The sequence below is a fragment of the Brevundimonas sediminis genome, from assembly GCF_048799765.1.
GTDB lineage: Bacteria > Pseudomonadota > Alphaproteobacteria > Caulobacterales > Caulobacteraceae > Brevundimonas.
The window spans coordinates 37870-51820 of record NZ_JBLYQK010000012.1 but is presented as its reverse complement, the minus strand read 5'-3'; the positions used below and the strand labels follow the sequence as shown (position 1 = coordinate 51820).

Sequence of the window (13951 nt, the reverse complement as noted above, 5' to 3'; positions counted from 1 at the left end):
GAGAGTCCTCCGCAAACGAACAAGGCCGCCGAACTTGCGTTCGGCGGCCTGCTTCGGATCGGCGCCCAGGAGGGGGGAGGGGTGGCGCCGATCTCTTCAACCGCGACCTTGGGGGGAGGGGAGCCGCGGCGACGAGGGGGAGATAGGCGCCGCTTGTGGCCAATCAAGGGCAGGCGTGCGGCTCAATCCGGCCCGGCCTGCGGCGCGTTGACGCGGCGGCGACCCTCGTTCTTCGGCGCTTCAGCCTCGGCATAGGGCTCCCCGTCGCCGGACAGGAGGATCGCCATCCAGCGCGACCCCCTGAATTCCGCCAGAATGGCCATGGCCATGACCGCCAGCGGGGTCGACAGGAACATGCCGACCACCCCCCAGACCTTGCCCCAGAAGGCGAGGGCCAGCAGCACGACCACGGGATCGATGTTCTGGTTGTCGCCCTGCATCCGCGGCTGGATGAAGTTGCCGCTGATGAACAGGATGGCCTGGAGGCCGCCCAGCAGGACGAGGGCCTGCCAATAGCTCTCGAACTGGACCAGGGCGAACAGGGGCGGGGCGAGTCCCGCGACCGCTCCGCCCAGAACCGGGATGAAGCCGACGACGAAGATGACGAAGGTCCAGAACTCGGCGTTCTGCAGACCGACCGCCCGCATCAGGATCCAGGCCGCGGCGCAGATCATGGCCCCGGTGACCGTCTGCACCCAGAGATAGCCCTCGACCCCGCCGCGCACCCGCTGGAACACCTCGAGAGCCTCGGCCCGGGCGTGACGGTCCGGGAACATATTGACCAGCTTGCGTCGGAAGCCGCTTTGAGACGCCAGCAGGAAGCCCAGGTAGATCATGACGAAGATCGCCCCGCCGACCACGCCCTGGGCCTGGGTGGCGACCAGGGCCAGGTAGCTGCCGACATCGACGCGGGCGATCAGGTCGCTGGCCGTCGGCGGCGTCGCCGGAAGCCGGAGCAGGGCATAGATGTCGGCCAGGATATGGTCGATCCGGGGCCCGATCCGCACCACCACGCCGTTGGTCTCATCAAAGAAGCCACGGGCTCCGTAGACGATGATGGCGATCGACAGGAAGAAGCCGACGACCACCACCAGAAGGGCCGCGGCCCCCGCGAGATGGCCGGGCAGGCTGGAGCGGGCCTCGATCCAGCGTTTGACGCCGTCGATCATGATCAGGAGGAAGATCGCCATCGCCAGCGGGGTGAGGATATCCGCCATCCAGTAGACGGCCGCGCCGACCACGACGACGGCCAGCGCCACCAGCGCGTTGCGGGCCACAGTGGAGGTCGGGACGGCGATCGGTGATTTCATGGGCATATGGTCAAGGTCTCCGCGAACCGCGTCAATCGCGCTTGAACCGCGAGCCCGACCGGTGGAGCATGAGCGCGCCCCCCATCCCGGAGTTCCCATGACCGACACCGGCGTCTTCCTCGGCCAGTCGCCCGACAAGCCCGAAATCCTGCTTTACGGCCGGGCCAACCGGCACGGCGTGGTCGCGGGGGCCACCGGCACGGGCAAGACGGTGACCCTGCAGATCATGGCCCAGGGCTTTTCGGACGCCGGCGTCCCGGTCTTCTGCGCCGACGTGAAGGGCGACCTGTCGGGCATCGCCCTGCCCGGGTCGCCGAACGAAAAGCTGCTGGCCCGCGCCCAGGGCATGGGACTGACGCTCGAGCCGAAGGCGGCGCCCGTCGTGTTCTGGGATCTGTACGGCCAGAGGGGTCATCCGATCCGCACCACCGTCAGCGAGATCGGGCCCCTGCTGCTGGCCCGCATGCTGAACCTGAACGAGGTGCAGGAGGGGGTGCTGTCGGTGCTCTTCCATGTCGCCGACAAGGAAGGCCTGCTGCTGCTGGATCTCGACGACCTGCGGGCCATGCTGGTCTATCTGGGCGAGAACGCCGAACGGATCGGACGTGAAGTCGGCAATGTGGCCCCGGCCTCGATCGCCGCCATCCAGCGCGCGTTGCTGCAGCTGGAACAACAGGGCGGCGGCGCCCTGTTCGGCGAGCCCGCCCTGCGACTGGAAGACATGTTGCGCACCGGTCTGGACGGTCGGGGGCAGGTCAATGTGCTGGACGCGACCCGGCTGATGAACAGCCCGCGTCTCTACGCCGCCTTCCTGCTGTGGCTGCTGTCCGAACTGTTCGAGCAACTGCCCGAGGTCGGCGACCCGGAGAAGCCGCGACTGGTCTTCTTCTTCGACGAGGCCCACCTGCTGTTCAACGACACCCCGGACGCCCTGCGCGAGAAGGTCGAACAGGTCGTGCGCCTGATCCGGTCCAAGGGGGTGGGCGTCTATTTCGTCACCCAGAACCCGGCCGACATTCCCGACACCGTGCTGGCCCAGCTGGGCAACCGCATCCAGCACGCCCTTCGCGCCTATACGCCCTCCGAACAGAAGGGTCTGAAGGCCGCCTCGCAGAGCTTCCGGCCCAATCCGGCCTTCGACACCGCCGAGTGCATCCAGGGCCTGGGCGTGGGCGAGGCGCTGGTTTCGACACTGGACGAGAAGGGCGCGCCCAATGTCGTCGGCCGCACCGCCATTCGTCCGCCCGCCTCGCGACTGGGTCCGGCGACGGACGCCGAACGCGCCCAGATCATGGGGTCGAGCCCCGTGCGGGGGCTTTACGACACCATCGTGGATCGGGAATCCGCAGCCGAAATCCTGGCCGCCCGGCGGGGCGAAGCCGATCAGGCCGCCGCCGACGCCAGGCTGGCCGAAGCGAAAGCCAGGGCGGACGCCGCCGCCGCCAAGGACGCCGGGAAGGCCGCCGCCGCACGCGAGAAGGAACAGGCGCGCATGCAGGCCCGGTACGAGCGGGAAGCCGCCCGCTCTCGCGCCCCGGCCCGTCGCTCGACGCGGGAGACGCCCGTGGAGGCCATGACCAAGTCGGTGCTGCGAACGGCGGGCTCGACCCTGACCCGGGAGTTGCTGCGGGGAATTCTGGGCGGGCTGAAGCGGCGCTAGGTCCGTCTATCGCCGCGGAACCAGCTTCCACATCCTGAGCGGATGCCGGACCGCGCCGGCTTCGGCGCCCGCCGCGTCGCCCCGGCCCATGTACAGGTCGGCGCGGACCGGTCCGCGAATGGCCGAGCCGGTGTCCAGAGCCATGACCAGCCCGCGATAGCTGCCGCGCGCGCCGGCCAGATTGCCGCCGTCAGCGCTGATCCAGACCAGATCACCGTAGCGCCACTGAGTCGGATCGACCGCGATGGAGCGTCGGGCGGGCAGGGGAACGCCCGCCGCGCCGGACGGGTCGCCCCCGTCATCCGGGTCCATGCGGAAGAAGATGTAGCGGGGGTTCAGGGCCATGACCGCCCGGGCCTCCGGTCCCCGATGCGCGCCCAGCCAGCCCCGGATCGCGTCGCCGGAGGTGCCGTTCTGCGGCAACAGCCCCTGCCGGACCATGGGGGTGGCGATGCCGACGAAGGTCTGGCCGTTGTCGGCGGCGTAGGACGCGCGCGCCTTCGAGCCGTCCTCGAAGGTCAGATAGCCGGAGCCCTGGATCTGCATGAAGAACAGATCCTCGGCCCGCATCCAGGCGAGGGGCCCGGTGGGCGGCGCGGCCTCGATTTCGGCCCGGGGCGGCAGGGTCTGGCCCCGACGCCAGCCGGCGGGCGCGGCCAGCACCGGCATGTCGAACTCGGCGGTCCGGACCCGGCTGGCCGCGTACTCCGGCGCGAAATAGGAGGTCAACAAACCGGGGCGGCCGTCCGGGGTCTGCTGCTCGACGACGGTGAACCCGGCTTCGAGGAAGGCGCGCGCCATGGAGGGGGTGACGGGACGCGACGTCCGGCGGAGATGCATGGCCCGGTCGCACTGGGTGCGCGTGCCCGGATCGCGTGAGACCCGGCAACCGTCGGCGAAGGCGTTGAAGGCCGCCAGATGGTCCTCCTCGTCCCAGCCGGGCAGGGTCGCCGGACTGATGCCGACGACCGGTTCGGGGCGAGGAGCGGGCGGGGGCTCGACGGGGCCCGTCGGTTCCGGCCGGGTCGGCATCGAGGGCTCGGGCGCCGGCGCGACAGGCGGCCGGGTGGCGCAGCCCGCCAGAAGCGTCACCATAAGGGCGAGAACCGCGCCCTGAACATTCACGGCGCGGTGGGCGGACATGCTCAGGCCGTCGCCGGCTCGGTCCGGGCCAGCACCCAGTTCGGATCACTGGCGCCCAGGGTGCGCTGGAAGGTCCAGACCTCGGCCACCCGGCGCTCGTCGGTCTGCTCTTCCAGGGAGGCGTCGGCGGCCTTCACGCGGCTGCGCAGCTCGGCCAGGAAGCGGACCTTGGCGATGGCGAGGTTCTCTTCCGCCGTCGCCAGCTCCAGATCGGCCCGGGCGGGGTGCACGAATTCCACGGTCTCGGACTCGCCCCGCGCCTCGCGCGCCGCGATCCCGCCCTCGAACGACGCCATGACCGTCGGGGTCAACAGCGGCTTCAACGTCTCACGATCCCCCGCGGCATAGGCGCGGACGATGCTTTCATGAGCGGCGCGCGCGCCCTCCAGGAAACGAACCGGGTCGAACGCCGGATCACGGGCCTTGAGGCCGGCGATCGAGGCCAGGGTCACGGCGTCCAGAACATTGCGCCCCTGCGGACTGGCCGGATCAGCCGATCCGTTCGGCGCCGGCGGCTGGGCCCGGGCATCCTCCTCCGGCTGACGACCGACCTTCTTGCCCAGCACATTGTACAGCTGGAACAGGACGAAGGCCGCGATGACGGCGAAGATGACGATCTGGACCTGAACCGGGGGCACGGGACATCCTTGACTGGCGCCGGCGAGTGGCGCGGAACATGACGATTACGGGCTGATATAGGGCCACGCAAGGCGCGCCGCCGCCCCCTTTCGGCGAGCGTCGTTGCCGCAGGGGGGCTCACATGGTAGTCGCCGCGCCTTCCGGGCCTTCGCCCGCCCCACAATTCCAGGCAGACCTTCCGCCCATGACCGACGCCGCTCCGCCCGCCGACGCCACCCCTGCCGCGACCGACGGCCAGCCCCAGGGCCCGGGTTTCCGCATCGTCGCCCAGTATGTGAAGGACCTGTCCTTCGAGAACCCGAAGGCGCCGGACAGCCTGCGCATCGACGGCAAGCCGGCGATCGACATGGGCGTCGAAATGAACGCTTCGGGCCGCCAGGACGGCCTGTTCGAGGTGGAGCTTCGCCTGTCGATCAAGGCCTCGACCGACACCCTGGCCGTCTTCCACGTCGAACTGGTCTACGGCGGCCTGTTCGCCCTGCAGGGCGTGTCGGAGCAGGACATCGAGCCGATGCTGCTCATCGAATGCCCGCGCTATCTGTTCCCGTTCGCCCGCGAGATCATCGCCCGGGCGACCTCGGACGGCGGCTTCTATCCGCCCTTCATGCTGGACCCGATCGACTTCGCCGCCATCTACATGTCGCGCCAGGCCCAGATCGCCCGCGGCCCGGCCGAAACCGGTCAGGCCTGAGCGGGGACCGGGGATCAGGGATTATTCGGTCAGCGAGGCCGGAGATCGTGACCTGATCCCCCATCCCTGTTCCCTGGTCCCTTCAAAAGGCGTCCGTCAGGCGGCGGGCGCCTTTTCCATATCCAGCCCGTAGCCCTCCCACAGGGAGTGGTCTTTCAGATTGGCCTTCAGAAACTCGAGATGGGCGGCCCGTTCCGTCTCGGTCGACCGGGGCGAAAGCGGGCGGGGGCGGGCGCCCACGGCCGCCGCGATGACCGGACCCGCCGCCGCCGTGACACGGGCGGCCGACAGATCCAGACGCCGCTCCTTGCCGCCGCGAAGCTCCAGATAGACCTCGGCCAGAAGACGGGCGTCGATCAGGGCGCCGTGGAAGGTCCGGTCGGCCAGGCTGACCTTGAACCGCTTGCACAGGGCGTCCAGCGAATTGGGCATGCCCGGAAACTTCTTCTGGGCCAGCTGCAGGCTGTCGATCCAGCGATCCGCGTCGAACACCGGATGTCCGCAAAGCCGGAACTCGGCGTCGATGAAATTGCGGTCGAACTGGGCGTTGTGGGCGATAATCGGGGCGTCCCCGATGAACGCGACCAGATCCGCGACGATCGCGGCGAATTTGGGCGCATCCTTCACCTTCTCGTCGGTGATGCCGTGCACCCGGGTCGAGTCCGGCGGGATCAGGCGCTCGGGGTGGACGAGGGTGTGGTAGGTGCGCCCGGTGGGCAGGAGGTCCATCAGCTCGATACAGCCGACCTCGATCAGCCGGTCGCCCGTTTTCGGGTCAAAGCCGGTGGTTTCGGTATCCAGAACGATCTCGCGGGACATGGGCCCTTAATGGGGTCGTTCGGCGGTTTCCGGAAGGGTCCGGCGCGGCGGCGTCCACCCTTCGGACAGGACTGTCCCCACGATTTCGTCCACCTGCCGCCGCGCGACCTCCAGCCCCTGGCCGGTGTCGACCACGAAGTCGGCGCGCGCGCGCTTTTCGGCGTCCGGCGTCTGGCGGGCGAGGATGGCTTCGAACCGCTCCCGGGTCATGCCGGGACGGGCCAGAACCCGGGCGGCCTGAACGTCCGGCGGGGCGCTGACCACCACCACCGCGTCGACCGCCGCATCGCCGCCGGTCTCGAACAGGAGAGGGATGTCCAGGACCGCCAGCTTCACGCCCCTCTCGCGCGCCGCGACGAGATCATCGGCGCGCCCCTGGGCCACCAGCGGATGAACGATCGCCTCCAGTCGTCTGAAGGCCTGATCATCACGGCCCAGGGCCTCGGCCAGGCGCGTGCGGTCCACAGCTCCGTCGACGACGACCCCCGGGAAGGCGGCGCCGACAGGCTCCACCGCCGCTCCCTCGCGTGCATAGAGGCGATGCACGGCCTCGTCCGCATTCCAGATCAGGGCGCCGCGATCAGCGAACAGGGCCGTCGTCGTCGACTTGCCCATGCCGATGGAGCCCGTAAGGCCGAGCAGGATCATCCGGCCTCTCCCAGCCGCGCCAGGGCGGCGGCGCGGACATCCACCGGCGGAGGGGCGAGGCCGAACAGGGCCTCGAACGACGGTCGGGCCTGACCGATCAGCATGGCGAGACCATCCACCGTCGTCAGGCCCCGGGCGCGGCCGGCGGCCAGGAAGGGCGTGATCAGGGGCCTGTAGGTCATGTCCATCAGGACGGCGTCGACCCGCAGGGCCCCAATGTCGATCTCCGGTCTCACGCTCAAGGCGTTGACGACGAGGGCGGCGTTCTGCAGGGCCTCCGGCCCGGCGACCAGACTGCCAAGCTCCGAGGCCAGGGTCTCGGCGCGGGCGCGGGTGCGGTTCAGGACGGCGACTTCGGCCCCGGCGCCTTTCAGAGCCACGACCGCCGCCCGGGCCGCGCCGCCCGCGCCCAGCACCACCACAGGGGCGCCCTCCGGATCAAAAGTCGGGGCCTGTTCGGACAGGGCCAGCATCAGGCCCTGCCCATCCGTGCTGTCGGCGGACAGACGATCCCCTTCAAAAACCAGCAGGTTGGCCGAGCCGCAGGCGCGGGCCGCCGGGCTGACGTCATCGGCCAGCGCCAACGCCTGCGCCTTGAACGGGGCGGTGACATTCAGACCGCGAAGACTTCCGCCCCGTCCGTTCGAGATCAGGTCGGCGAACCCGGCTTCGTCCGCAGGGCCGAAGGCCTCGTAGCGGGCGTCAAGACCGGCCGCCTCGATCCACAGGCCGTGAAGAAGGGGACTGAGAGAATGGCTGATCGGTTGGCCGGCGACCCCGGCGCGAACGGTCATGCGACCAGCACTCCGACCCGTCGCAACTCGGCCAGGACCGGCCACAGCGGCATGCCCAGAACCGTGAAATAGTCCCCGTCGATCCGGTCGAACAACTGCGACCCCATCCCCTCCAGCTTGTAGGCGCCGACGCTGGACAGGAGACCGTCCCCTTCATGCGCGAGATAGGCGTCGAGGAAGGCGTCCGAGAAATCTCGCACCTGCATCTCTGCGGTATCGACGCCGGACCAGACGATCCGACCATTCCGGGCCAGGGCGGCGCCGGCGTGGAGATGATGGACCCTGCCGCGCATCGCCGACAGACGGTCCCGGGCCTCCTCCAGACTTCCGGCCTTGGAGATCAGCCCCCCGTCGAACGCCAGGGTCTGGTCCGCGCCCAACACCCAGGCGTCGGAATCATGGCGCGACACGGCCAGGGCTTTCACCCGCGCCAATTCCACGGCGAGGCCGGCCGCATCGGCCGGGTCGTGCCGTACCTTGACCGCGTCCTCGTCCACATCCGCGACCTGCACGGCGAAGGGGACGCCGGCGTTCTCCAGCATGGCGCGGCGCGCGGCGCTTTTCGACGCCAGGATCAGGCGTTCATCCCGGTTCACCAGCCCGCTCCCATACGGTGGGTCCGACGCTCGTTCAGCACATTGATGATGGCGGCGGCGGTCTCCTCGACCGAGCGGCGGGTCACATCGATCACCGGCCAGCCCCGGCGCTCAAAGGCGCGACGGGCCTTCACGGTCTCATCCCGCACCGAGTCATGGTCGACATAGGACGACGCCCGACTGGCGTTCAGACCGTCCAGCCGGTTGCGGCGGATCTGGACCAGACGGTCCGGCGACACGGTCAGACCGATCACCAGCGGATTCTTGAGTTGGGTCAGTCGCTCCCCGTCTTCCTGTCCGGGAACCAGGGGAACATTGGCCGCGCGGATCCCCCTGTGCGCCAGATAGATGCAGGTCGGGGTCTTCGAGGTCCGGCTGACGCCGCAGAGAATGACGTCGGCGGTCTCCAGCTGTTCGGCCGTCCCCTGGCCGTCATCATGGGCCATGGCGAAGTCGAGCGCGGCGATCCGGTCGAAATACTCGTTGCTCAGCGCATGCTGGGCCCCGACCCGGGGCGCGAGGGCGGCGCCGAGATAGCGGGAAAGCACGGTCTCGAGCGGATCGAGAGCGGCGATCTGGGGCATGTCCAGCCTGCGGCATCCCTCTTCCAGTTGATCCCGGAGTTCCCGGTCGACGAGGGTGTGGAGCACCACGCCCGGCGCCGCGGCGATTTCCTCCAGAACCCGCTCCATCTGCCGTTCCGAGCGAACCAGGGCGTAGATGTGCTCGATCGGGATCACGCCGTCGAACCGGGCGACGACCGCCTTGGCCATGGCGTTGAGGGTCTCGCCGGTCGAATCCGAAACCAGATGCACATGGAAATAGGTCGCCAGCCTTGAGGCGCCGGGCGGACGGGCCGGGCTCATCCGCGCGCGCTCCGGTCCGTCAGACTCTTCGGGATAAGCGGTCCGTTCAACGGGGACTCCTGTGGAAAGGCCGGGGCGCCGTTCGGTTCATGAGCCGGCGCCGATCTCTATAGCGGTCCCCGTCCGGGGTCGCGAGCGGGATGAAGGTGGATACCGGTCCCGGTCTGTCCGCCGGTCATCCACCGGTCGCCCGGTTTCCCGCACCGGCTTGTGGAGGAACATCGGTCGCGCAAAGCGGCGCCCAGACCCCGACGCGCCCTGCGGCCCGCAAACCGGCGCTGTTAAGGATCTGTTAAGGGTTATCCCCGGTATCGACAGGCGCCACCGGGTCTGTCGACCGCCCTGTGACTGAATCCCGACAAGCCGTCCGCGGACAGCCCTTTCCGGACGGGTTGTCCCCGTCATCCCCGGCCCAACCCACTTCCTTCCACCCTTTTCAAATTTGAATGTTTGGGAAGGGAAAGGGTGCGACACCGGCCCGGGCTTGAGCCTGTCCCCGCCCCCCGGTAAGCCGACGATCAAATGACGACCTCGAATGACACTCCCCTGTTCCTGAAAGCCCTGGCCGGGGAGACGACGGCTCGTCCTCCGGTCTGGTTCATGCGTCAGGCCGGGCGCTACCTGCCGGAATACCGGGCCCTTCGCGCCACGACCCCGGGTTTCATCGAGTTCTGCCACGATCCGGAGAAGGCCGCCGAGGCGACCCTGCAGCCGATGCGCCGGTTCGGCTTTGACGCCGCCATCGTGTTCGCGGACATCCTGCTGATCCCGCGGGCGCTGGGTCAGGACGTCTGGTTCGAGGCGGGCGAAGGCCCTCGGCTGGGCGAGATGCCGTCGGTCGAGGCCATGCGGGACAAGGCGACCGGGGCCGGTGAGGCCCTGTCGTCCATCGGTCAGACCCTGAGCCTGGTCCGGGAACAACTGAATCCGTCCAGGGCGCTGATCGGATTTGCGGGCGCGCCGTGGACGGTGGCGACCTATATGCTGGACGGCGTGGCCCGGACCATCGGCAAGGGCGAGCGGGCGCAGGCCCGGACCTATGCCTATGCCGAGCCGGAGAAGGTCGCGGCGGTTCTCGACGTTCTGGTCGAGGCGACCGCCCACTATCTGAAAATGCAGGCCGACGCCGGAGCGCAGACCCTGAAGATCTTCGAGAGCTGGGCCGAGGGCCTGCCGGACGATCTGTTCGAAAGCCTGGTCCTGCAGCCGCACATCAAGCTGGTGAAGCGGGTGCGCGAACTGGGCGTGACCACGCCCCTGATCGGTTTCCCCCGTGGCTCGGCGGCGCTGGCCGAGCGGTATGCCCGCGAGGTCGAGGTGCAGGGCGTGGCGCTGGATACCGCCTGTCCGCTGCCGGTCGGTCAGGCTGTGCAGAAGATCAAAACCATCCAGGGCGCGCTGGATCCCCTGCTGCTGCGCGCCGGCGGGCCGCTGCTGGACAAGCGGGTGGACCAGTTGCGCGAGGCCTGGGGGCAGGGGCCGTGGATCTTCAACCTCGGCCACGGGATCATGCCCGATGTGCCGATCGCGCACGTCGAGCAGGTTCTGAAGCGGATCGGCGCGCAGTGACCGAGGTCGTGGGGAGCAGGCTGAAGGGCCGCCGCATCGCCGTCGTCCTGTTCAATCTGGGCGGGCCGGACGGTCAGGCTTCGGTGAAGCCCTTCCTGTTCAACCTGTTCAACGATCCGGCCATCATCGGCCTGCCGGGCCTGTTCCGGACGCCGCTGGCGAAACTGATCTCCAGCCGTCGTGAGACGAGCGCGCAGGCCAACTACGCCCTGATGGGCGGCGGTTCACCCCTGCTGCCCGAGACCCGGAAACAGGCCGACGCGCTTGAAGCCGTGCTGCGCGCCCGTTTGCCCGGCGATGAGGTGAAGGCCTTCATCGCCATGCGGTACTGGCATCCGCTGACCGATCAAACAGCCACTGAGGTGGCCGCCTTCGGGCCGGACGAGATCGTGCTGCTGCCGCTGTATCCGCAGTTCTCGACCACGACGACCGAAAGTTCGCTCAAGCGCTGGAACGAGGTCTATGCCGGATCAGGCGTCAGCCGCACCGTCTGCTGCTGGCCGGAAGCGCCGGGCTGGGTCTCGGCGCAGGCGGAGCTGATCAAGGGCAAGCTGGCCGAGGCCGGGGACAAGGCCGTGCGGGTCCTGTTCTCGGCCCACGGCATCCCCGAGGTTCTGGTCGAGAAGAAGGGCGATCCCTATCAGGAGCAGGTCGAGAGCACCTGCGCCGCCGTGGCGGCTGCTGCGGATCTGACCGACTGGGCCATCTGCTACCAGAGCCGGGTCGGGCCGATGAAATGGCTGGGGCCGTCGACCATTGAGGCGCTGGAACAGGCCGCGAAGGACGGTGTCGGGACGGTGGTGGTTCCCATCGCCTTCGTTTCGGAACACGTCGAGACCCTGGTCGAGCTGGATATCGAGTACGGCGAGCTGGCGCACGGCCTGGGCGTTTCGCCCTATCTGCGCGTGCCGGCGGTCGGTGTAATGCCGGCCTTCATTGAGGAACTGGCCGGGGCGGCCGTCGGGGCGCTTGCGCGAACCGGCGTCGCGCCGCACGGTCCCGGTTGTCGCGCGGACTGGAAGGCCTGTCCGCGCACCTGCGAGCGGAGAGCGGCGTGAACACCTATGACGTGGTCCGGGGTCTGCACATCCTGGCGGTGATCGCCTGGATGGCGGGCATGCTCTTCCTGCCGCGCCTGTTCGCCTATGACGCCGAACAGAACGCCAGGGCCGAGCCGCTGAAGAGCGAGATGCAGGGCCTGCTGCGGACGTGGCAGACCCGCCTGCTGCGCATCATCATCAACCCGGCCATGATCCTGGCCTTCATCTTCGGCGCCTGGCTGTTCTGGCTGCGCAGCGGAGAGGGGGCGGACTGGAGCTTCGCCCATCAGCCGTGGATGGTGACCAAGCTGGTCGGGGTCTTCCTCCTGGCCGGCTGGCACGGCTTCCTGGCCGGGCAAAGGAAGAAGATCGCCGCCGGGACCTCGAAATACTCCGGGAAGTTCTGGCGCATGACCAACGAGATCCCCTTCGTCCTGGCCATCATCATGGTGCTGTCGGTGACGACGGAGTGGACGCTGGGGTAGGACCCCACCCGTCCTCGCTGCGCTCTCCCTCGCCACGTCGGGGGAGGGAGAAGGCTGCAGCGATGCTTGACCTGACCCCCGGAAGCATGGTTTCGCTGAACGCGAACCGGTCCTGGCCCTCTGCCGGACGGTCCCTCTCTCCTCGCGATGCCTGCCGGATCGACCCTGCGGGACCCCATCGCACCTCCTGCCGGCCGCAAGGCCAACATCGCCAGCCGGACCCGACCTCGCGCCGCGAGCGTGCGGGCCTGCACGCCAAGAAGACGAAGACCCATGACCGACGTCCGCGACACCGATCCGACCGCGCCCGAGACCGAAACCCCGGAGACCGCCTCAAACGAGGTCTCCGCCGCCGACCTGCCGATGGTCGACCAGGAGGCTGACGAGGACGAGGACGGCGAGCCGATCGTCCCGAACGGCCGCATCACCCTGGCCGAGCTGAACGCCAAGACGCCGGAAGACCTGGTCGCCTTCGCCGAGGGCCTGGAGGTCGAGAACGCCTCGAACCTGCGCAAGCAGGACCTGCTGTTCGCCATCCTCAAGGCCCTGGCCGAGGAAGAGGTCGAGATCATCGCCGACGGCGTGCTGGAAATCCTGCCGGACGGCTTCGGCTTCCTGCGCAGCCCGGACGCCAACTATCTTCCGGGTCCGGACGATATCTACGTTTCGCCGTCGCAGATCCGCCGCTTCGGCCTGCGTTCGGGCGACACCATCCACGGCGCCGTCCGCGGCCCGCGCGAGGGCGAGCGCTACTTCGCCCTGCTGAAGGTCGACACGATCAATCTGGAAGACCCGGAACTGGTCAAGACCAAGGTCCTGTTCGACAACCTGACCCCGCTCTATCCCGAAGAGCGGATCCACATGGAGATCCAGGACCCGACCCTGAAGGATCGCTCGGGCCGGGTCATCGACATCGTGGCCCCGCTCGGCAAGGGCCAGCGCTGCCTGATCGTCGCCCCGCCGCGCGTCGGCAAGACGGTCATGCTGCAGAACATCGCCAAGTCGATCGAGAAGAACCATCCGGAAGTCTTCCTGATCGTCCTGCTGATCGACGAGCGTCCGGAAGAAGTGACGGACATGCAGCGCACGGTGAAGGGCGAGGTCATCGCCTCGACCTTCGACGAGCCGGCCACCCGCCACGTCGCCGTCGCCGAAATGGTGATCGAAAAGGCCAAGCGCCTGGTCGAGCACAAGAAGGACGTGGTGATCCTGCTGGACTCAATCACCCGTCTGGGCCGCGCCTACAACGCCACCGTCCCGTCGTCGGGCAAGGTGCTGACCGGCGGTGTCGACGCCAACGCCCTGCAGCGTCCGAAGCGCTTCTTCGGCGCCGCGCGGAACGTGGAACAGGGCGGTTCGCTGACCATCATCGCCACCGCCCTGATCGACACCGGCTCGCGCATGGACGAGGTGATCTTCGAAGAGTTCAAGGGCACCGGTAACTCGGAAATCGTCCTGGACCGCAAGGTCGCGGACAAGCGCATCTTCCCGGCCATCGACGTGCTCAAGTCGGGCACCCGCAAGGAAGACCTCATCACGCCGAAGGACCAGCTGGCCAAGACCTATGTCCTGCGCCGCATCCTCAACCCGATGGGCCCGCAGGACGCGATCGAGTTCCTGCTCGACAAGCTGCGCCAGTCGAAGAACAACGCCGACTTCTTCCAGTCGATGAACACCTGATCCGCAGCCGC

The 13951-nt window shown here is 68.6% G+C and carries 14 protein-coding genes; 6 read left to right on the top strand and 8 right to left on the bottom strand.

From position 1 onward, the window contains the following. Positions 1–182: 182 nt before the first annotated feature. Positions 183–1310, bottom strand: coding sequence for an AI-2E family transporter (locus tag ACLQ7T_RS08955; RefSeq protein WP_420479112.1), 1128 nt, complete (start codon positions 1308–1310; stop codon positions 183–185). Between the two features lie 97 nt (positions 1311–1407). Between ACLQ7T_RS08955 and ACLQ7T_RS08950 the strand changes: the two genes are divergently transcribed. Continuing rightward, positions 1408–2970: a helicase HerA-like domain-containing protein gene (locus tag ACLQ7T_RS08950; protein WP_420479111.1), complete on the top strand. Its 1563-nt coding sequence runs from the start codon at positions 1408–1410 to the stop codon at positions 2968–2970. A gap of 6 nt (positions 2971–2976) precedes the next feature. Here ACLQ7T_RS08950 and ACLQ7T_RS08945 read toward each other — a convergent pair whose 3' ends face one another. Both ACLQ7T_RS08945 and timA read right to left on the bottom strand, forming a co-directional pair. Continuing rightward, positions 2977–4113: an MltA domain-containing protein gene (locus ACLQ7T_RS08945; protein ID WP_420479110.1), complete on the bottom strand. Its 1137-nt coding sequence runs from the start codon at positions 4111–4113 to the stop codon at positions 2977–2979. A 2-nt stretch (positions 4114–4115) separates the two neighbouring features. Next, positions 4116–4751 carry a TIM44-related membrane protein TimA gene (gene timA / locus ACLQ7T_RS08940; protein WP_420479109.1) on the bottom strand — a complete coding sequence of 212 codons (636 nt, stop codon included), beginning with the start codon at positions 4749–4751 and terminating at the stop codon, positions 4116–4118. A gap of 185 nt (positions 4752–4936) precedes the next feature. Between timA and secB the strand changes: the two genes are divergently transcribed. Further along, complete coding sequence (gene secB / locus ACLQ7T_RS08935) at positions 4937–5443, top strand: protein-export chaperone SecB (protein WP_420479108.1); 507 nt, start codon at positions 4937–4939, stop codon at positions 5441–5443. Between the two features lie 96 nt (positions 5444–5539). On the opposite strand, the gene dnaQ is transcribed toward secB, so the two are convergent. The 5 genes from dnaQ to ACLQ7T_RS08910 are packed head-to-tail and all read right to left on the bottom strand — an operon-like array spanning position 5540 to position 9166. Beyond that, positions 5540–6262, bottom strand: a complete 723-nt coding sequence (dnaQ, locus tag ACLQ7T_RS08930; protein WP_420479107.1) for a DNA polymerase III subunit epsilon — start codon at positions 6260–6262, stop codon at positions 5540–5542. Between the two features lie 6 nt (positions 6263–6268). Beyond that, the gene (coaE, locus tag ACLQ7T_RS08925; RefSeq protein WP_420479106.1) at positions 6269–6910 is read right to left on the bottom strand and encodes a dephospho-CoA kinase; all 642 of its coding nucleotides are present in this window, start codon (positions 6908–6910) and stop codon (positions 6269–6271) included. Beyond that, on the bottom strand, positions 6907–7704 hold the full coding sequence (locus ACLQ7T_RS08920) for a shikimate dehydrogenase family protein (RefSeq protein WP_420479105.1): 798 nt from the start codon (positions 7702–7704) through the stop codon (positions 6907–6909). Before ACLQ7T_RS08920 ends, coaE begins: the two co-directional genes overlap by 4 nt. Then, positions 7701–8246, bottom strand: a complete 546-nt coding sequence (locus ACLQ7T_RS08915) for a Maf family protein (protein WP_420479147.1) — start codon at positions 8244–8246, stop codon at positions 7701–7703. Before ACLQ7T_RS08915 ends, ACLQ7T_RS08920 begins: the two co-directional genes overlap by 4 nt. Before the next feature lie 50 nt (positions 8247–8296). Beyond that, complete coding sequence (locus ACLQ7T_RS08910) at positions 8297–9166, bottom strand: pyruvate, water dikinase regulatory protein (protein WP_420479104.1); 870 nt, start codon at positions 9164–9166, stop codon at positions 8297–8299. Positions 9167–9688: 522 nt separating this feature from the next. On the opposite strand from ACLQ7T_RS08910, the gene hemE reads away from it, so the two are divergent. From hemE to rho, 4 genes are all read left to right on the top strand, one after another. Further along, positions 9689–10735, top strand: coding sequence for a uroporphyrinogen decarboxylase (gene hemE, locus ACLQ7T_RS08905; RefSeq protein ID WP_420479103.1), 1047 nt, complete (start codon positions 9689–9691; stop codon positions 10733–10735). Continuing rightward, positions 10732–11793, top strand: coding sequence for a ferrochelatase (hemH, locus tag ACLQ7T_RS08900; protein WP_420479102.1), 1062 nt, complete (start codon positions 10732–10734; stop codon positions 11791–11793). The genes hemE and hemH overlap by 4 nt, the downstream gene beginning before the upstream one ends. Beyond that, the gene (locus tag ACLQ7T_RS08895) at positions 11790–12260 is read left to right on the top strand and encodes a CopD family protein (RefSeq protein WP_420479101.1); all 471 of its coding nucleotides are present in this window, start codon (positions 11790–11792) and stop codon (positions 12258–12260) included. The genes hemH and ACLQ7T_RS08895 overlap by 4 nt, the downstream gene beginning before the upstream one ends. Positions 12261–12533: 273 nt before the next feature. Further along, positions 12534–13940, top strand: a complete 1407-nt coding sequence (gene rho, locus ACLQ7T_RS08890; RefSeq protein WP_420470115.1) for a transcription termination factor Rho — start codon at positions 12534–12536, stop codon at positions 13938–13940. Positions 13941–13951: the final 11 nt, after the last annotated feature.